This is a genomic window from Kribbella capetownensis (assembly GCF_004331485.1).
Classification (GTDB): domain Bacteria; phylum Actinomycetota; class Actinomycetes; order Propionibacteriales; family Kribbellaceae; genus Kribbella; species Kribbella capetownensis.
Genome location: NZ_SJKD01000004.1, coordinates 158,266 through 176,478 on the forward strand (window position 1 = coordinate 158,266; position 18,213 = coordinate 176,478).

The 18,213-nt window shown below is 67.3% G+C and carries 16 protein-coding genes; 10 read left to right on the top strand and 6 right to left on the bottom strand.

The window, feature by feature from the left end; genetic code table 11:
• Nucleotides 1–2: 2 nt before the first annotated feature.
• The 3 genes from E0H75_RS19100 to E0H75_RS19110 all read left to right on the top strand — a co-directional run bounded on the left by E0H75_RS19100 (nt 3) and on the right by E0H75_RS19110 (nt 1,842).
• Nucleotides 3–725, top strand: a complete 723-nt coding sequence (locus E0H75_RS19100) for a YqjF family protein (RefSeq protein WP_202873052.1) — start codon at nt 3–5, stop codon at nt 723–725.
• 77 nt (nt 726–802) lie between these two features.
• Nucleotides 803–991, top strand: coding sequence for a hypothetical protein (locus E0H75_RS19105; RefSeq protein WP_131514931.1), 189 nt, complete (start codon nt 803–805; stop codon nt 989–991).
• 53 nt (nt 992–1,044) lie between these two features.
• Entirely contained in the window at nt 1,045–1,842 is a 798-nt protein-coding gene (locus tag E0H75_RS19110; protein WP_238163135.1) for a GNAT family N-acetyltransferase, read from the top strand.
• Here the strand turns inward: E0H75_RS19110 and E0H75_RS19115 are convergent.
• Nucleotides 1,839–2,435 (bottom strand): GNAT family N-acetyltransferase, encoded by a 597-nt coding sequence (locus tag E0H75_RS19115; protein ID WP_131514932.1) that lies wholly within the window; start codon nt 2,433–2,435, stop codon nt 1,839–1,841. The genes E0H75_RS19110 and E0H75_RS19115 overlap by 4 nt on opposite strands.
• Nucleotides 2,436–2,439: 4 nt before the next feature.
• Complete coding sequence (locus tag E0H75_RS19120; protein ID WP_202873053.1) at nt 2,440–3,237, bottom strand: SGNH/GDSL hydrolase family protein; 798 nt, start codon at nt 3,235–3,237, stop codon at nt 2,440–2,442.
• A 71-nt stretch (nt 3,238–3,308) separates the two neighbouring features.
• Here E0H75_RS19120 and E0H75_RS19125 point away from each other — a divergent pair, with 71 nt between their 5' ends.
• Complete coding sequence (locus E0H75_RS19125; RefSeq protein WP_131514933.1) at nt 3,309–6,275, top strand: sacsin N-terminal ATP-binding-like domain-containing protein; 2,967 nt, start codon at nt 3,309–3,311, stop codon at nt 6,273–6,275.
• Here the strand turns inward: E0H75_RS19125 and E0H75_RS19130 are convergent.
• Nucleotides 6,266–8,056, bottom strand: a complete 1,791-nt coding sequence (locus E0H75_RS19130) for an AfsR/SARP family transcriptional regulator (RefSeq protein WP_165553846.1) — start codon at nt 8,054–8,056, stop codon at nt 6,266–6,268. The two genes, E0H75_RS19125 and E0H75_RS19130, sit on opposite strands and share 10 nt — an antisense overlap.
• A gap of 65 nt (nt 8,057–8,121) precedes the next feature.
• Nucleotides 8,122–8,937, bottom strand: coding sequence for a class I SAM-dependent methyltransferase (locus tag E0H75_RS19135; RefSeq protein ID WP_131514935.1), 816 nt, complete (start codon nt 8,935–8,937; stop codon nt 8,122–8,124).
• A gap of 310 nt (nt 8,938–9,247) precedes the next feature.
• Between E0H75_RS19135 and E0H75_RS19140 the strand changes: the two genes are divergently transcribed.
• Both E0H75_RS19140 and E0H75_RS19145 read left to right on the top strand, forming a co-directional pair.
• Nucleotides 9,248–11,086: an ABC transporter substrate-binding protein gene (locus E0H75_RS19140; RefSeq protein WP_131514936.1), complete on the top strand. Its 1,839-nt coding sequence runs from the start codon at nt 9,248–9,250 to the stop codon at nt 11,084–11,086.
• A 17-nt stretch (nt 11,087–11,103) separates the two neighbouring features.
• A complete protein-coding gene (locus tag E0H75_RS19145; protein ID WP_238163136.1) occupies nt 11,104–12,177 on the top strand; it encodes an ABC transporter permease in 1,074 nt (357 codons plus the stop codon).
• 37 nt (nt 12,178–12,214) lie between these two features.
• On the opposite strand, the gene E0H75_RS19150 is transcribed toward E0H75_RS19145, so the two are convergent.
• Nucleotides 12,215–13,411 carry an RNA-guided endonuclease InsQ/TnpB family protein gene (locus E0H75_RS19150; RefSeq protein ID WP_131514938.1) on the bottom strand — a complete coding sequence of 399 codons (1,197 nt, stop codon included), beginning with the start codon at nt 13,409–13,411 and terminating at the stop codon, nt 12,215–12,217.
• A 164-nt stretch (nt 13,412–13,575) separates the two neighbouring features.
• Here E0H75_RS19150 and E0H75_RS19155 point away from each other — a divergent pair, with 164 nt between their 5' ends.
• The 3 genes from E0H75_RS19155 to E0H75_RS19165 are packed head-to-tail and all read left to right on the top strand — an operon-like array spanning nt 13,576 to nt 16,092.
• Nucleotides 13,576–14,403, top strand: coding sequence for an ABC transporter permease (locus E0H75_RS19155; protein WP_238163137.1), 828 nt, complete (start codon nt 13,576–13,578; stop codon nt 14,401–14,403).
• Nucleotides 14,396–15,208 carry an ABC transporter ATP-binding protein gene (locus E0H75_RS19160; protein WP_131514940.1) on the top strand — a complete coding sequence of 271 codons (813 nt, stop codon included), beginning with the start codon at nt 14,396–14,398 and terminating at the stop codon, nt 15,206–15,208. The genes E0H75_RS19155 and E0H75_RS19160 overlap by 8 nt, the downstream gene beginning before the upstream one ends.
• The gene (locus tag E0H75_RS19165; protein WP_131514941.1) at nt 15,205–16,092 is read left to right on the top strand and encodes an ABC transporter ATP-binding protein; all 888 of its coding nucleotides are present in this window, start codon (nt 15,205–15,207) and stop codon (nt 16,090–16,092) included. Before E0H75_RS19160 ends, E0H75_RS19165 begins: the two co-directional genes overlap by 4 nt.
• A gap of 12 nt (nt 16,093–16,104) precedes the next feature.
• On the opposite strand, the gene E0H75_RS19170 is transcribed toward E0H75_RS19165, so the two are convergent.
• A complete protein-coding gene (locus E0H75_RS19170) occupies nt 16,105–17,127 on the bottom strand; it encodes a methyltransferase (protein WP_165553848.1) in 1,023 nt (340 codons plus the stop codon).
• A gap of 102 nt (nt 17,128–17,229) precedes the next feature.
• On the opposite strand from E0H75_RS19170, the gene E0H75_RS19175 reads away from it, so the two are divergent.
• Nucleotides 17,230–18,204: an AraC-like ligand-binding domain-containing protein gene (locus E0H75_RS19175; protein ID WP_131514943.1), complete on the top strand. Its 975-nt coding sequence runs from the start codon at nt 17,230–17,232 to the stop codon at nt 18,202–18,204.
• Nucleotides 18,205–18,213 lie beyond the last annotated feature (9 nt).

The window sequence follows — 18,213 nt, forward strand, 5'->3', positions numbered from 1 at the left end:
GGGTGGACGCGACCTGGCCGGACGCTCCGGAGCTCGAGCGGCCACGGATCCTGCGGCAGCAGTGGCTGGATCTGACGTTCCTGCACTGGGCGCTGGATCCGGCCGAGGTCGCGCACTTCTTCCCACCGGGTACACGTCCCGACACCTTCGAGGGCCGCACGTACGTCGGGCTGGTGCCGTTCCGGATGACCGGCACCGGGTTCCCGCACGGTCCCGCCGTACCTGTGCTGGGCTCGTTCCTCGAGACGAACATCCGGCTGTACTCCGTCGACGAGTCCGGGCGTCGTGGTGTCGTCTTCCTGAGCCTCGACGCCGACCGCCTCGCTGTGGTCGCGGCGGCCCGCACGATCTTCGGCCTGCCGTATCGCTGGGCGCAGCTGACGCACACGAAGGTCGCCGACCAACATACGTACACGTCGGTCCTCCGGTGGCCGGGTGCGCACGCGACGTCGACGATCACCGTTGAGATCGGCCCGCCTGTCCCTTCAGACCCGCTGACCGACTTCCTCACCGCACGCTGGGGCCTCCACACGCAACGAGCCCGGCGTACGTGGTACCTGCCCAATCACCATCCGGTTTGGTCGTTCCGCACCGCCGCTCTCAGGACGTTCGAGATCGGCGGTCTCTTTGCCTCCGTCGGCCTCGCCGAGCCGACCCGCCCACCCGACCATCTCCTCCACAGTTCCGGTCTTCCTGCGACTTTCGCGCTGCCGATCCGGATGTGATGTCAAAGTCGCTCGATCGGCTCCGACGTAGGGGTATAGGCGCCGGGAGGCGGTGCCTGGAGCCGGAGGACGGGACAATGGAACCGCTGAACCTGATGGTGTCGCTGAGTCACAACGCCGCGGACCGACGCGAGCAGAAGACCGATCCGATCACGACGGAGAGTGACGTCCGCGTCGAGCGCACGAGCACGCAGCGCCGTCGTCGGAGCGCTCGCCGCTGGGTGCGGTTCGGGTGGCGGGGTGTGACGAGAGTGGCGACACGCTGAACTCACGGTGAAATGGGACGCGGGATCACGCGGAAGCGTGCCAGAGTCCTGCCGTGACCGATGCAGCGAAGACTGACCTGGCAGAGCGCCTGCTGGTCGTGTACGACGAGCAGATGCGCGGGACGAGCGAGACCGCCGACGTACCGACGAGCTGGGACGGACCGGTCGTCCGCGTCGAGTACCCGAGCCGGGGGTTCGTCAGTTACCGCACTCTCGAGGGCCTGGACGACGCCGAGGTGGACGCCCTGATCGCACGCCAGCGGGACTTCTTCGCGGCGAAGGGTCAGGCGGTCGAGTGGAAGCTCCGCGGCCATGACCTCCCGGCGGATCTGCCGGACCGGCTGCGTGCGGCCGGCTTCGAGCCCGAGGACCAGGAGACCGTTCTCGTCGCCGACAGCGCGGACATCGCCGAACGCCTGCGCGGCCGTGCGACCGTCGAGGGAGTGACGATCGGCCTGGTGAACGCCCGCGCCGACTTCGAGCGCATCGCCGCGATGGAGTCGACCGTCTGGAACGAGAACTGGTCCTGGCTGGCTGACGACCTGGAACGTCGCCACGCGACCGGCCTGACCGACATCTACGTAGCCGAAGCCGACGGGGAAGTCGTGGCGGCGGCGTGGGCGGTCTACAAGAAGGGCACCGAGTTCACCGGTCTCTGGGGTGGCTCGACGCTGGCCGACTGGCGCGGCCAGGGCATCTACAAGGCGCTGGTTGCGGTTCGCGCCGCCCGTGCGGTCGAGCTCGGCTACCGCTACCTCCATGTCGACGCCTCCGACGACAGTTCCCCGATCCTTCAGCGTCTCGGCTTCCTCGCCATCACCACGACGACGCCGTACGTCCACACGCCCTAGTGACCTGACCTCGCCGGCCGGTAGAGGGCGTAGTGGATCGGGCCGTCATGGGGGAGTTGCAGTTCCGCGACGGTGACGAAGCCCAGGGACTCGTAGAACGGCAGGTTCGCCGGGTCCTGGGTTTCGAGGAACGCCGGTGAGTGCTCCTGATCAGCCGCGGCCAGACCGGGCGCGACCACCGCACGGCCGAGTCCTTGGTGCTGACGGTTGGGCTCGACACCGAGCAGTCCCAGGAACCAGATCGGCTCCCGCGGACGGAAGGTGCCCATCGCCTGCTCGTACTCCGCGGCGAGCGGCGCCCGCGAACCGGCGAGCGCCTGGAACGCGTCCGCATGCGGCGCGAAGACGTCGACCGGCGTCGACGGAGTCGTCCAGACCGCGACGGCGCTGACATCGTCAGTGACCCAGACACGTCCTTGGGCCAGGCCGATCTCGGTCAGGAACAGGCGCTGGTACTGCGCGAGTCTGGCCGGATAGTCGTCCGGGTCGAGGCCCATCCGGGTCATCGGATAGTCCTCGAACGCGCGCGCCAGCGTCCGGACCGCGGGCTCGACGTCCGAGACCGTTGCCTGCCGCACCTTCTGGCTGCCCATCGCGTCAGACCCTCAGTGCGCCGATCACGAGCTCCGCGACGGCGCGCATGCCGGCCGCGTTGGGGTGATACGGGACGACGCCGCCGAGCAGTCCCGGCGGGCGCAGCGTGAACGCGGTGGTCCACGGCTCCGGCGAGCCGATGGCGTGGTCGCGGCTGGCGGCCGACACGGCGACCAGGTCCGCGCCGCCGGCCGCGGCAGCCTTGGCGAACGCGGCAGCGAGACCATCGGCCATCATCGCGATGCTCGGCAGCTGCTCTTCGTTCAGCGGTACGTCGAGACGCGGCCGGGTGCTCGGTCCGACCAGGGTCAGGTAGTCGACGAGCACGATGCGGGCCTGCGGAGCTCGCTCGCGGACCTGCTCGACGACGTTCGTGAGCGAGTCGGTGATGGCCTGGTAGTCCGCGTCCTCCTTGAGGTAGCTGACCCGGGCGCGGATTCGGTTCGCGACGCGGCGGCCGAGGAGAGTGGCCGGTTTCGCGAGGGTGTTGAGCATGCTGCCGCGGATGAACGTCCCGACGTAGTCGAGATCGTTGCCTCCGACCGTGATCGTGACAAGGGCGGCGTCCGGCGTGACGGCGTCGAGTTGCGGTGGCGCGTCGTCCTGCTGTGTGTCGAGGACGTGCGCAGTGGTGGCGCCGGAGTACGTCACGTCCACGAGGTCCAGGCCGAACTCCGCGGCGACCAGGTGCGCATAGTTGCTCCCCGATCGACCCGCCGGCCGGTGCACGATCGGGTCGATTCCCGGTCCCGCCGCGAAGGAACTGCCAAGGGCGACGTACCGGCTGCCGGGATCGATCACCTGCCCACGATAGCGACCCGACACCACGAGCCGACCACCCCGTCCGGAGCGGCACCCGGCATACTGCACCGGTGAGCGACGACGTGTTCGGTACGGCGGGGATTCGCGAGCGGGTGCTGGCCGGGTGGTCGGCGGCGCCGGTGCGGTTCCGCGAGGACGCCAACGCCGAAGAGGATCTCGTCCTCGGCGGGTACGCCGACCGCCTGGTGATCGAACTGGCGCAGAACGCGGCCGACGCCGCGGCACGGGCCGGTGCGCCGGGTCGCGTTCTCTACGAGCTCCGTGGCAGCACGCTGGTCGTGGCGAACACGGGTACGCCGTTGTCCGCCGAAGGAGTCGAGTCACTCGCGACCCTGCGCGCCTCGGCCAAGCGGGACGAGGCCGCGGTCGGGCGGTTCGGGGTCGGGTTCTCCGCTGTCCTCGCGGTAACCGACGAGCCGGTGATCCTGTCGCGCACCGGCGGCGTGCGGTTCTCGAAGGCGGACACGGCGGCGGCGATCGTGGCGGTCGGGTCGTCCGGGCTGGATACCGAAGTACGGCGGCGCGACGGGCAGGTGCCGGTGTTGCGGCTGCCGTTCGAAGCCGACGGTGAGCCGCCGGAGGGCTACGACACCGCCGTGATCCTGCCATTGCGGGACGAGAACGCGGCCGCGCTGGTTCGCCGGCTGCTCGAGGAGGCGGGCGACGCGCTGCTGCTCGCGCTACCGGATCTCGAGCGGATCGACATCGACACCGTGGACGGGCACAGGGTCCTGGAAGACGCCGAGGCCCGCTGGTGGGTCGGTCGCTCCGCCGGTGTCTTCGACGACCGCGAACGCGAAGAACTGCTCGCTGATCGCCCGATCGAAGAGCGCGCTCGTCCGACCTGGTCGATTCTCTGGGCGCTCCCACGTGACCAGGTGGAGCTGCCTGGGGTCGTGCAGGCGCCTACTCCGACCGACGAACCGTTGTCGTTGCCGGCGCTGTTGCTGGCGAGCTTCCCGCTGGACCCGACCCGGCGGCACGTCGCCAAGGGTCCGCTGACCGATCGACTGGTCCGCGAAGCTGCGACGGCGTACGCCGGTCTGCTGCAGGCGCGTGTCGAGGACGGCGACGACGTACTCCACCTCGTGCCGACCGGACTCGCGGCGGGAGCGCTTGATCGCGCACTCCGGGGGGAGATCGTCGCCGTCCTGCCCGGGATCCCGATCGTGCGTGCCGTCGAGGACGGGACATTGCTCCGGCCGCGGGACGCGGTCGTGGTGGACGGCGCCGATGCCGCGTTCAACGCAGTACTCGCGCCGATTGTCCGAGGATTGATCAGGTCGACGCTGCAGGACAGGCTGGCCCTCGAAACGCTCGGCGTCCGGAGGCTCGAGCTGGCCGAGGTTGTCGATCAACTCGGGGGAGTGGCCGCCGACGAATCTCCCGCGTGGTGGAGCGCTCTCTACGCGTCGCTCAGTGGCATGGTCACCGATGCGCTGCTGCGTGAATCCCTCGGCACGCTTCCGGTCCCGCTCGCCGACGGTCGGCTCGTGCGTGGGGTCCGCGGTCTGCTCTTGCCAGGACCGGAGATTCCGACCGGCGTCCTCGCTGCCTTTGGGGAGTACGGCGTACGCATTGTGCACCCGGAGGCGGTGGACCCGGCGCTTGAGCGGCTCGGGGCGCTTCCCGCGGCGCCGCGATCGTTGCTCGAGGACAGCGCCGTACGGACGGCAGTCGAGCACTCCGTCGATGCCGATGATCCGGATGCGATCGCGGATGCCGTGTTGAGTCTGGTCGCTGCGGATCCGTCGCAGGCCGATGGACTGTGGTGGCTCTCGGACCTTGTCCTGCGTGAGGCCGACGGGGAGTTGGTGCCGGCGAACGCGCTGGTGATTCCCGGGTCCGAGGCCGCGGAGGTGCTCGACGACGAGGAGGTCGCGCCGATCGATCGCGCCGTACTCGACCGGTACGGTCTGCCGGCGCTGGAGGCGGTCGGCGTACTCGCGACGCTCGGCCTGGTGACTGCCTCGGACGTCGCGCTCGACCAATTGCCCGAGTCATTGAAGGACTTGGACGGCATCGAGGACTGGGCGTACGACGTGGCGCCGGATGGATCTCGGTACGGCGCGACCGTTGGCGAGCTGAGTGCGATCCGCGACCTGGACTGGATCACCGACGACGCTTGGCCGCGGGTTCTCGAGCTGCTCGGATCGTCTCCGGACCTGCGTCGAGCACTGGTGACGCAGGTGCGCGTTGTCGGGCCGGACGACCGGCCGCTCGGCGTACCGTCGTACTCGGCCTGGTGGATTCGCGAGCGCGTGGTGCTGGAGGATGGAGAGCCGCTGGCCGGGCGGGCCGATCCGGATGCGGAGCCGGTGCTGGCGACGTTCCTCGACGAGGCGCCCGAATGGACCGCGGGGCTTGATCCTGAGGTGCGGACGGCGATTGGGCTGGTTCGCGAGGTCGGCGATCTCGATGCCGATGGCATCAGTCTGGTGCTGGAGCGGATTGCCGATCCTGAGCGCGAGGTCGACGAGAGCGCCCTCCTGCGTCTCTGGCGTCAGCTGGGCACGCTGTCGCTCTTCCCGGGTGATGCGCCGGATCACGTACGGGTGCTTGGCGACGACGGGCTCACCCAGGTGATCGACGCGGGTGAGGCGGTGGTCGTCGACGGACCGATGTGGTTGCAGCGCGAGGATCTCGGTGGTTTTGTGGTGGCGTCCGGTGCGGCGGCGGACGGCTTGAGCGACCTGTTCGACGTACCGATGGCGCAGGAAGTTGCCGAGGGCAAGATCGATGGGGAGGGTACGGCGGCCGACGTGCCTGAGATCGTCCGTGAGCTGGTCCCCGGGGTCCCGCAGACCTGGTGGGAACACGAGGAACTCACCGTCGACGGGGTCGAGGTGTCGTGGTGGGTCGACGGCGACGGCGCGCCACACGCCGCGACGTTCGACGGCCTGGCCAAAGCACTAGCGTGGGCCAGCGGCCGCTGGGACCAGCGCCACGTAATCCGCGCCGTACTCAACGAACCCCACCGAACCTCCGAACTCCTCACCGACGCCGCCTACGACTGACGGTCGGCGATAAGTTGGTGGAGGGCGGGGTTGTCGATTGTGGTGCTGAGGGTTTGGGCGGTTTGGGCTGCTTGGGGGTTGCCTAGGTGGCTTAGGTGGAGGTTGGCGTGGACCAGGAGTTCGCGGAGGTCGCAGCGGGCGGCCAGGGTGGATAGGCGGCCGGCTAGTTGGAGGGCGCGGTCGTGGTCGGACTGGTCCAGGGCTGCGGTGATCGCGGCGTCGAGGACGTGGGCGTGGACCCACTGGTAGCGGTCCGGTTCGGTGCTGGCGCGGGTGAGGGCGAGGTCGAGCCACTTGGTCGCCGCGGAATGGTCGCCTTGCTGGGTGTTCAGCATTGCGAGGCCTCGACCCGCCATCCCTTCCCAGCAAGGGTCGCCGAGCTGGCACCCCAACGCCCAAGCCTGTTCGAACCCTTCGACCGCGACGTCGAGTTTGCCGGCCTGCAGGTCGAGTTCGGCGGCGAGTGCTTGCGGCCAGGGCAGGAAGGCGATCCAGCGCTCCCGGTGGACCAGGTCGAGGGATTCCGCCAGCGCCGCCGCGGCCTCGCCGTACTCACCACGCAGTAAATGTGCGCGTCCGACCAGCGACAGCGACCACGCCTGCTGACGCCGGTCCCCGCAGCGTCCGGCGAGTTCGACGGATTCGCCCAGTTGCTCGAATGCGGTCGGGTAGTCGGATCGGTCGGAGGAGTTCATCCCGCGTACGCCGAGGATCGCGGCGTTCTCCTCATCCGACTCGGCCAGAGCCTGGGCCTTCGCCAGCCACTCGTCACCGGTCTTCCGGCGACCGGCCTGGACCTCGATGAATCCGAGCTCGCGGAACGCGAGAACGGCCGTGGATCGCTCACCGGCCTGATCCGCCACGAGCAGTGCCTCGTGCAGAACGATCGCACCCTCCTCGTCATGACCGCGGATCGCGTGCACAAGCGCACCGCCGAGAGCCGCGAGCGCACGCGCTTCCAGCGTCTTGTCACGACACTGCACCGCCAGCGCAGCAGCCTGACGCAGACACTGCAGACCGGCATCGACCGCACCGGCAACGATCGCGGCACGTCCTGCCTGAAGCTGACTGACGGCGGCCGCGCGACCGCTCAGGGGAGCGGGTGACTGCGTCGCGGCCTGCTGCAGCGACGTCGACACCTCGATGCCTAGTTCGCGCCGGAACAGGTCTTCGCAGATCGCGATCTGCCGCAGTGCGGCGACCCGATCACCCGACGTGGCGAGGCTGCGGATCAGGAGTTCATGGTTGCCCTGCTCGTGCGGATTGATCGCGACAGCCCTGGCCGCAAAGGGAATCGCCTGGTCAGCCTGCCCGGCCGCGAGGTGAGCGACCGCGTTCTGACGCAGCCGTGCCTCGACTGCGCCGGCCACCCGGCGCCGCTCGACCAGCAACCACGACTCGAACTCCGGGCACGACTCCAGCTCCACGCCCTCCAAGAGCTCTCCGCCCAATGACAGCAGGGCTTCCGGTGCCGTCGACGGTTCGCCGACGAGCAGTACGTCGACCGTCGTGGCATCGTCGAGAGCCGTCACCACCGGATCACCCGTGAGCAGATCCGGTACGCCGATCGCCCGGCGGAGCTCTGCCAACGTCCAGCGCAAGGCACCCAGTGGATCCTCGGCGTCGGCGAAGAACAGTTCGGCGAGGCGACGCCGGCTGGGCGGCCGCTCGGCCAGTAGCAGATAGCCGAGCAGCGCCCAGGCCTTGCGCCCCCGAGGTTGACGGCCCGGTTCGCCGTCGCGCTCGATCTCCGGTGGCCCCAGCAGACGGATCGTCGCCAAAGACCTCACCCCCTCCGTGAGGTCTCCAGTGTCACCCGCCTCCACCGATCCGGCGAGTGCACAACCTAGCGGCGGGTTCCGACCGCCTCGAGGTATTCGGCGCGGGCGGCAACGGTTCCGTCGTCCGCGTAGTCGAACGCTCGCGGTACGTCGGCGAGGTCGCTGGCGAAATGGCGATAGTCCTCGCCGTCCAGGCTGCCCGCGATGCGCGTGATCGGGCCGTAGAAGTCCATGAACCACTCGGCGAAGTGCTCCGGCGAGTGGTAGCGGAACACGTACTCGCGCTTGGTCAGCGCCGTCCACTCGACCCGGTCGCCGAACAACTCGAACAGGTGCTCCTCGGCCCCCCACAGTGTGGCGGGCTGGACACCGGCGGGTGGCGGCGCCCACTTCGAGACGACCTTGAACAGCTGGCCGATCATCCCGGCCGGCGTCCAGGACGCCAGCGCGATCTTCCCGCCCGGCTTGGTGACCCGGACCAGTTCGTCCGCGGCCTGCTGATGGTTCGGCGCGAACATCACGCCCACGGTGCTGCCCACGAGGTCGAACGACTTGTCCGGCAGCGGAAGGTTCTCCGCGTCCCCCTCGGTGAACGTCACCGGCAAGTGCTCCGCCGCAGCCCGCTCACGCCCCTGCTCCAGCAGGTTCACGGCGTAGTCCACGCCGGTCGCTTCGGCGAAACGGCGTGCTGCCGCCATCGCCACATTGCCCTGACCGCACGCGACGTCGAGCACCTGTTGCCCGGCGCGCACATCGGCGGCCTCGACCAGGAGCTCGGCGATGATCTGCAACGTGTTGCCCACGCGTGGGTAGTCGCCGGTCTGCCAACCGGCCCGCTGCTTGTCCTTGATCGCCTCGAAGTCCACGGTCGTACTCGTCATGTCTCCCCCTGGAAGTCACTACCACTTCGGAATCGTTTCCGGCCGCTGTGATGGCCGATACCGGACATCGAACTCGGTCACCGTGTGACGCGGCGTGTGACGACGACGACCAGACCAACCGTGCGCCCGGTCACGCAGAGCAAAACATCGTTGTCAGAGGTTGGTATATCCACTGATCTGCGCATTCGATGATCAGGTTCCAACGTGGCAATGAACTCTTGCCAACGTTGTCAACGCTACTTATAGTCCGTGACACCTCTCGGTCGGTGATCGCCCTGTCCGCGCAATGAAAACGGAGGTGACTTTCGTCATGAACGAAACACCGCGCCCCCAGTTCGAAAATGTCGAAGAGGTCGTCCGCTATCAGCTGAGTCGGCGAAGCGTGGTCGGGGGAGGTGCCGCGGCGGCGATGGCCGCCTTCCTGGCCGCCTGCTCCGGTGGCGGCGGCTCGTACTCCGACAAGCCCGCCGACAACAAGCCCGCCGCGACCAAGTCGGTCCAGATCGGCAAGGCCAACATCCCCGTGCCGCGGGAGCAGACGGTGATCGTCGGTCAGGTCGAGTACACCGTCTTCGACAGCTTCAACGGGATGATCCCGAACGGTACGCCGGGCGGTGCGGGTGTCGAGCTCACCACCGAGCCGCTGTTCTACCTGAGCTTCGCCACCGGCAAGCTGACCCCGTGGCTGGTCACCGAGTACAAGTACAACGACGACCACACCGAGCTGACGTTCAAGTTCGACCCCAAGGCGCACTGGAACGACGGCAAGCCGCTGGGCGCGAACGACTTCAAGTTCACCGTGATGCTGCTGAAGGACCGCCCGGACCTGTTCGGCGGTGGTGGCGAACTGAAGGAGTTCGTCAAGGAGATCGAGGTACCGGACCCGCAGACCGCGGTGGTCAAGTTCCTCAAGCCGACGCCCCGGTTCCACTACAACTTCATCTCCGCGATCGCCGGACCGCCGGTCGGGATCATGCCCGAGCACATCTGGAAGTCGCAGGATCCGACGAAGTTCAAGGACAACCCGCCGGTGCACAGCGGGCCGTACAAGCTGAAGCAGGCGATCCGGAACCAGAAGATGTTCGTCTGGGAGAAGGACCCGAACTACTGGAACAAGGACAAGCTCGACGTCAAGCCGCAGTACGTCGTCTTCCAGAGCACGTCCAAGCAGCTCGACCAGGCCTCGCTGGCGTTCGAGCGGGCCGAGTTCGACGTCGGCTCGGTCGACGAGCCGCACGCCAAGCAGCTGCGCAACACCGGCTATCCGAGTCTCGTCACGACGCAGTTCCACGACCCGAACCCACGGGTGATGTGGCTGAACTGCGACCCGTCGCGGGGCGTGATGGCCGAGTCGAAGATGCGCTGGGCGATCAACTACTGCCTGGACCGGGAGAAGATCGGCAAGTCGATCTGGCCGGTGCCGGTGCCGCCGGCGCAGTACCCGTGGGCGGACTATCCGACCAACGACAAGTGGAAGAACGACGAGCTGGCGAACAAGTACAAGTTCGAGTACAACCCGGACAAGGCGACCCAGCTGCTGGACGAGATCGCGCCGAAGAACGCGGCCGGCAAGCGCTCGTACAAGGGCAAGGAGATCAACCTCGAGATCATCACGGTCTCACCGGTCGACGGGCCCGAGTACGCGATGGCCAACGTGCTGAAGGCCGACCTCGCGAAGGTCGGTGTGCCGGCCACCCTGCGCAGCCTGGCCGGCAGCGTGCACGACGAGAAGTTCCAGCGGGGCGAGTACGACATCGACTCGAACTGGGAAGGCATCGAGATCGATCCCGAGCAGATCTACACCGACTGGGAGAGCAGCAAGGCGCAGCCGGTCGGCAAGAACGCGGCGCAGAAGAACAAGATGCGGTTCCGCAACCCCGAGTTCGACAAGATCTCGGCCGAGCTCGCCGCGCTCGACCCGGAGTCGGAGGAGGCCAAGCCGCTGCTGGCGAAGGCCCTGGAGATCTACTTCCAGGAGTTGCCGTTGCTGCCGGTGATCCAGACCGGCTACCCGCAGTACTTCAACACCACGTTCTGGAAGGGCTGGCCGACCGACGACGACTTGTACGAGGTGCCGTTGAACTGGTGGCAGCACTTCATCTTCGTGCTCGGCAGGATCGAGAGCACCGGGCAGAAAGGGCCGGCGTGACGGCGGAGGCCCCGCCGGTGGTAACTGTCGACAAGGGTCAGGACATTGCACCGTCCTCGGGGGTGCGGGCCTGGCTGTCGCGGCATCCGCTGGCGGCGTACGCGATCCGCCGGTTCGGGCTCTACCTGGTCGAGCTGTGGGGAGCGCTGACCATCGCGTTCTTCTTCTTCCGGCTGATGCCGGGTGACCCGATCCAGACACTGATCCAGACCCTGCAGCAGAACTACATCTACAACCAGCAGGCGAGTGTCGAGATCATCACCCGCTACCGGCACGAGTTCGGTCTCGACGGCAATCTGTTCTCCCAGTACCTCAAGTACATGCAGAAGCTGGTCCTGCACGGCGACATGGGGCCCTCGCTGATCAACTACCCGACCTCGGCGCAGACGGTCATCCTCAGATCGTTGCCCTGGACAATCGGTCTGCTCGGCATCTCCGCGGTGCTGGCCTGGATCTTCGGCGTCGTGATCGGCGCGGTCGCGGGCTGGCGCCGCGGCAAGCTCGGATCGCGGATCGCGACCAACCTGTCGATCGCGCTGTCGCACGTGCCGTACTTCTTCGTCGCGCTGATCCTGGTGTACATCTTCGCGTACTCACTCGGAATGCTGCCGGCCAGATCGGCGTACGACTCCAACATCAGTCCGGGGCTCACGCCGGAGTTCTTCGGCAGCGTGCTCAAGTACGGGCTGTTGCCGGCGTTGTCCATCGTCCTGATCGGGACGTTCAGCTGGATCCTGTCCACCCGGATGCTGATGATCCCGATTCTCGGCGAGGACTACCTGGTGTACGCCGAGGCCAAAGGCCTGAAGGGCTCGCGGATCCTGACCCGGTACGCGCTGCGCAACTGCTACCTGCCGCAGATCACCGCGTTCGGCATCTCGCTCGGCTTCATCTTCAACGGCAACGTGCTGGTCGAGCAGCTGTTCAACTACCCGGGTCTCGGGACGACGCTGGTCACCGCGATCCAGCAGCTCGACTTCAACACGATCCTTGGGGTGACCAACATCGCGATCTTCTCGGTGCTGACGGCCGTCCTGATCCTCGACCTCCTGCTCCCGCTGCTCGATCCGCGGGTCAAGTACTGGAATTGACGTCCTCCCCGTCCGCTCGGGACGGGGATTCCAACTACTACGTGGAGGTAGTCAGTTGAGGTTCACGCTTCGGCGAGACCGTTGTGTGCGTCTCTCGGCGTGCGCTGACGGCCCGTCCGGCCGCGATGTTGGTTGCCGCGTTCACGTCTGCGTTGCGCTGGTATCCGCAGGCTACGCATCGGAAGATCGCTTGGCTCTTGCGATTCTCCGCCGCGCGGTGCCCGCAAACGCTGCATGTCTGCGACGTGTGCCTCGGGCTGACTTCGTCGACCCGCCCCGGTGCCTTGTGCTTCAGACGCCGTACCAGCTCACCCCAGCCACTGGCCAGGATGCCGCGATTGAGCGCGGCCTTCGCGCGTCTTCGGTTCGGCAGATACGCTCCCGGCCGCTCCGGGTCTGGCTTTGGCCGTGGCCTTCTGGTCAAGTGGGTGATGCGCAACTGCTCGACACGAATGACGTCGAACCGGCGCGCAAGGTCTGTGCTGATCTTCTCCACCCAATCCTTGCGTCGGTCGCGGGTGCGAGCGTGCAGCTTCGCGATCGCCGTCTTCACCCGCTGCCGGCGGTTGGAGCTACGACGGCAGCGGGCAAGACGACGTTGCAACTGCTTCAGCCGTTTCTGTTCAGTTGGCGACGGCTTGGAGAACGACAGCAGTTCACCCGTGGACAACGCCGCCGGGACGGTCACGCCCCGGTCGATGCCGACGATCCCACCCGTTCCTGGTGCGGGGATGGCCTCGGGAATCGTGGCGAAAGCGATGTGCCAACGGCCGGAGCGGTCGCGAGTTATGCGGTACGACTTCGCCTCGGGGACTGGCCTGGAGACTCGAAACCGGATCCAGCCAACCTTGGGCACATTGACGGCGGCCCACTTCCGGCTCAGCTTCGCGATGCGGCGTGCCTGAGCTCCGACGATGCGGAACCCTTCATGCAGTCCGGCCTTCCGCCATGTCGGCTGCCGGTGAGTTCCTCCGTAAAGGTTCCTCAGGGCTTGGTCGAAGTCCCGCAGCGCTTGTTGCTGGACGGTCTGCGATCCTGCCCGCAGCCAGGAGCAAGCAGCTCGCGCTTCAGTCAGTTGCCGGCATTGCTCGGTGAAGCGGGGCGCTACGACTCGCTTGCGTTTCCCAACCAACCACTGCTCCAGGGCCAGGTTCCACACGTAGCGGGCATGCGTGCATTGCTGCAGCAACGAAGCGGTCTGTGTGGGCGTTGGGTTCAGCCGGAAACGGGACATGGAAGGAATGTAATCACCCGGTACCGACAGTTCTGCTGTCTGAGCGGAGGAATTCGTGTCTCTTCCACGCTCTGGAAGGCCGGGCCGTATCCACGACAACTCAGGTGGTCGCGATGAGAAGAGCGCTTTCCGCGATTGTGCGGACCATTCGAGGAAGCAGACGGTTGGCCATCGGGCTGGTGGTCCTCGTGCTGCTGGTGCTGGTGGCGCTGTGCAGCCCGTTGATCGCGAAGGCCGTCGGTGGTGGCCAGGATCCGATCGAGCTGGCGGCGTACGAGAAGTGGCTGGTGCCGTCGCCACAGCACCTGCTCGGCACCGACCAGTTCGGCCGGGACGTGTTCGCGATGGTGGTGAAGGCGCTCGCGGTGTCGCTGCAGATCGGCGCGATCGCGGGCGTGATCTCGACCGTCGTCGGCGTGATCGTGGCGTTCGTGGCCGGCTACAAGGGCGGGTGGATCGACGGGGTGCTGTCGACCTTCACCGGGATTCTGCTGGTGATCCCGACGTTCCCACTGCTGATCGCGTTGTCGGCGTACGCCAAGAACGTGAGCCTGTTCCAGGTCGGCGTGATGATCTCGATCTTCTCCTGGCCGTTCGCGGCGAAGACGATCCGGTCACAGGTCCTCAGTCTGCGATCGCGCCCGTATGTCGACCTCGCCAGAGTGAGCAAGTCCAGAGACCTGGAGATCATCGTCACCGAACTCCTGCCCAACCTGCTGCCGTTCATCGGCGTCGGGTTCGCGTCGTCCGCGCTCGGTGCGATCTTCGGTCTGGTCGGTCTGGAGATCATCGGGCTCGGGCCCGGTGGGGTGATCGACCTCGGGCAGATCATCTTCAACGCGATCGGCACCGGGGCGCTGACGCTGGGAGCCTGGCCGATGTTCGTCGTCCCGATCGTGTTGCTGACCTTGCTGTTCGCGGCGCTGAACATGGTCAACATCGGGCTGGAAGAGGTTTACAACCCGCGGCTGAGAGGAGTGGCCGGTGAGTGATTCCGTGCTCGAAGTGAAGGGCCTCGACGTCACGTACTCGACCAACCGCGGTGACGTGAAGGCCGTGCGCGGGCTGGATCTGGACGTACGGCGCGGTGAGATCCTCGGGATCGCGGGGGAGTCGGGCAGCGGCAAGAGCACCCTCGCGGTCGCGCTGCTCCGGCTGCTCAAGCCGCCTGGCAAGGTGACCGGCGGCTCGGTGACGTTCTATCCGGGCGGCCGTTCACCGATCGACCTGCTGAAGGTGGACGGCGAGGAGCTTCGGGTCCTGCGCTGGAGCGCGCTGTCCTATCTGCCGCAGGGATCGATGAGTTCGCTGAACCCGGTGATGCGGGTCCGGGACCAGTTCAAGGACGTGATCCTCGAGCACGCGCCCGGCCGCAGGGGCGAGGTCGACACGATGATCCCGCGGCTGCTCGGCGAGGTCGGCCTCGAGCCGCGGGTCGCGAGCATGTACCCGCACGAGTTGTCCGGCGGGATGAAGCAGCGCGTGCTGATGGCGATCGCGGTCGCGCTGGAGCCGGACCTGATGATCGCGGACGAGCCGACCACCGCGCTGGACGTGACGATCCAGCGGGTCATCCTGCAGTCGCTCGGCGACCTGCGCCGCGACTTCGGCGTGACGCTGATGGTGATCTCCCACGACATGGGAGTGCATGCGCAACTGGCCGATCGGGTCGCGGTGATGTACGAGGGCCGGCTGGTCGAGGTCGGCGACGTACGCCAGGTGTTCAAGGACCCACGGGATCCCTACACCCGGCAGCTGATCGAGTCGATCCCACGGGTAGGACGGAGGGCCTCGTGAAGTCCGAGCTCGAACTTCGTGGCGTACAGCAACGATTCCATGCGCGTGGTGTGGAGGGCGGTTACATCACCGCTGTCGATGACGTGAGCTTCACGCTCGCGGCCGAGCCACCGCAGGTCGTCAGCCTGGTGGGCCAGAGCGGCAGCGGGAAGAGCACGATCGCCCGCAACGTGCTCGGCCTGCAGAAACCGACCGAGGGCTCGGTGCTCTACGGCGGCAAGGACATCTTCAAGCTGAGCAGGGCCGAGTACGACGAGTACCGGCGCGACGTCCAGCCGGTGTTCCAGGATCCGTACGCGATCTTCAATCCGTTCTACCGGGTCGATCGGGTGCTGTGGAAGGCGGTGAAGAAGTTCGGGCTCACCAGCAGCCGGTCCAAGGGACTGGAGCTGATCGAGGAGTCACTGCGGGCGGTCCGGCTGGAGCCGGAGAACGTCCTCGGCCGGTATCCGCACCAGCTGTCCGGTGGCCAGCGGCAACGGATCATGCTGGCGCGGGTGCACATGCTCAGGCCGTCGTTCATCATCGCCGACGAGCCGGTGTCGATGCTGGATGCCCAGGTGCGCAAGCACTTCCTGGACATCCTGCTCGACTTCCAGCGTGAGCACGGGATGACGACCCTGTTCATCACCCACGACCTGTCGACGGTCTACTACCTCGGCGGCGAGGTCATGGTCATCACCAAGGGCACGATCGTCGAACGCGGCCCGGTCTCCACGGTGATGCACGAGCCGTCGCACCCCTACACCCAGCTCCTGCTCGACTCCATCCCCCAACCCGACCCGGACAACCGCTGGTCCACCCGCATCAACGTCGACGCCGTTGAGGAGCTGGATGACAGCACCCCAGCCGACGCCCCCAAGCCGGAAGCGCCCATCCTCTAGAGAGGGCTGGCACTAGGCCGGGGCCGCCTCGATGACGTGATAGCCGAACGGAGGCAGCGACTCGCTGACGGCGACTGTGGTGAAGTCCGCTTGCTCGAGGAGCCCGCGGAACTCGTCCGCGGTGCGCTCGCGTCCGCCGGTGATCACCAGCATGTGCAGGTCGACCAGCAACGTGGGCAGGTCGTCCGGGCCGGTCAGCTCGGGCAGCAATCGTTCGAGGACGAGCAGCCGAGCGTCCGGCGACATGGCCGCGCGACAGCTGCGGAGGATGGCGACGACCGCCTTGTCGTCCCAGTCGTGGAGGATCTGCTTCAGCAGATAGACGTCGCCTCCTCCGGGTACGGCGTCGAAGAAGTCGCCGGCCTCGATGCGGCAACGATCGCTGACGCCCGCTGCCGTCAGCGTCGCGGCAGCCGCGCCGAGTCCGGACTCCAGATCGAAGTCGATCCCCTCGAGAGTGGGCTGTGCCTGGAGCATCTCCGCGAGGAGGGTGCCGTCGCCGCCGCCGATGTCGACGCAGGTCCGGAAGCGATCCAGCTGGGCTGCCTCGATGAGGGCGGGGGCGGCGGCTCGGGTGTGCTGCGACATCGCCTTGTTGAAGTTGGCGGACGCTTGCGGTCGCCGGTTGTAGAAGTCGATCCAGCTCATCCCGTGAGCACGACTCCAACCGGTCTCACCGGTACGAACGGTCCAGGCGAGTTCACCCCAGGCCGACCACGCTTCGGGACCCCAGAGCATCGTCATCAACGCGTGGATCGAGGCGGGAGTCCCGGTGCGGAGCGTCGTACCGAGGTCCGTGAGGGCGAACTCGTCGGGTTGACGCTGCGTCACGAAACCCAGCCCGGAGAGCATCCGCAGGACTCTGTACAAGGACGGCGGGTGCGCGCCGATGCGCTTGGCAAGATCCTCGGTCGACTGTGGTCCGTCCGCGAGCAGGTCGGCTACGCCGAGTTCTGCCGCGGCGGTCAGGACCTTCGTTGCGGTGGCGCCGCGGAGCAGGTCGTGGTCTGTCCGCGGGTCGATGTCGTTGGTCATGCCCTCGACGTTCGCAGGCCTCACACCGCAGCGCATGACTACGAGTGCACAGCTCTTGCGCACGGGTGAACGAATGGCGGGTATCGCCGTACGGTGGATGGTATGAGCATCGTGTTCAGCGCTGATGATCAGCCCCTGAACGCGCGGGCCGACTATTGGCACCACGTGGTCGGGGATTCGCTCGGGCGCCTCGACCTGGTGCCACCGGCCACCGGGCTCGATGCCCGCGACCAGCTACGGATCGAGGATCTCGGGCCGGTGCGAGTCATCGAGCTCGCCACGGGCGAATCGAGCCAGGCGAGCCGGAAGCGGTCGCACATCAGCAGTTCGGACCCCGAGCTGTGCAAGATCGACGTCCAGGTTCGCGGACGGGGTGTGATCGCGCACGGCGGTCGCGAAGCCCGGTGCGCTCCCGGAGACTTCGCGCTGGTCGACCTGCTGCGCCCCTGCAGTTGGGCGAACGGCCCGTCCGCCGGAATCGTTGCCGTCACGTTTCCCCGCGCACTGCTGCCGCTGTCATCGGCCGACCTCACAGAGCTCGCAGGCGTCCGGATGCGCGGTAGCGAAGGGGTCGGTGCGCTCGTCTCGTCCTTCGCCCGTCAGCTCCCCGGGCAGGTCGACGACCTCGCCCAAGCCGATGCAGCACGCCTCGGGACGACCATGCTGGACCTGCTGACGGTGACGCTGTCCCGTCGGCTCGGCAACCGCCGCCCGATTCCGTCCGAATCACGACGCCGGACGCTCCTGGTCCAGATCCACGCCTTCATCGACGAGCACCTGTCCGACCCGGCGCTGTCCCCACGCATGATCGCCGATGCCCAGTACATCTCCGTCCGCTACCTGCACAAACTGTTCGAGACCGAGCCGGCCACCGTCGTCGACCACATCCGCCGGCTCCGCCTCGACCGCTGCCGGCACGACCTCCTCGACCCGGCGCTGCGAGCCCTGCCGGTCAGCGCGATCGGAGCCCGCTGGGGCTTCCCCAACCCCTCCCACTTCAGCCGCCTCGTCACCTCGACGTTCGGCGTCCCACCAGTAGAGCTCAGACGTCTGACCGACGTCGACCACTGGTCATAAGGAACTGGT

Bases quoted from the DNA above. Each gene is read 5' to 3' on its own strand.
- E0H75_RS19170 (WP_165553848.1), bottom strand. From the start codon at position 17,127: ATGACCAACGACATCGACCCGCGGACAGACCACGACCTGCTCCGCGGC.
- E0H75_RS19115 (WP_131514932.1), bottom strand. From the start codon at position 2,435: ATGGGCAGCCAGAAGGTGCGGCAGGCAACGGTCTCGGACGTCGAGCCC.
- E0H75_RS19105 (WP_131514931.1), top strand. From the start codon at position 803: ATGGAACCGCTGAACCTGATGGTGTCGCTGAGTCACAACGCCGCGGAC.
- E0H75_RS19140 (WP_131514936.1), top strand. From the start codon at position 9,248: ATGAACGAAACACCGCGCCCCCAGTTCGAAAATGTCGAAGAGGTCGTC.
- E0H75_RS19175 (WP_131514943.1), top strand. From the start codon at position 17,230: ATGAGCATCGTGTTCAGCGCTGATGATCAGCCCCTGAACGCGCGGGCC.
- E0H75_RS19150 (WP_131514938.1), bottom strand. From the start codon at position 13,411: ATGTCCCGTTTCCGGCTGAACCCAACGCCCACACAGACCGCTTCGTTG.
- E0H75_RS19135 (WP_131514935.1), bottom strand. From the start codon at position 8,937: ATGACGAGTACGACCGTGGACTTCGAGGCGATCAAGGACAAGCAGCGG.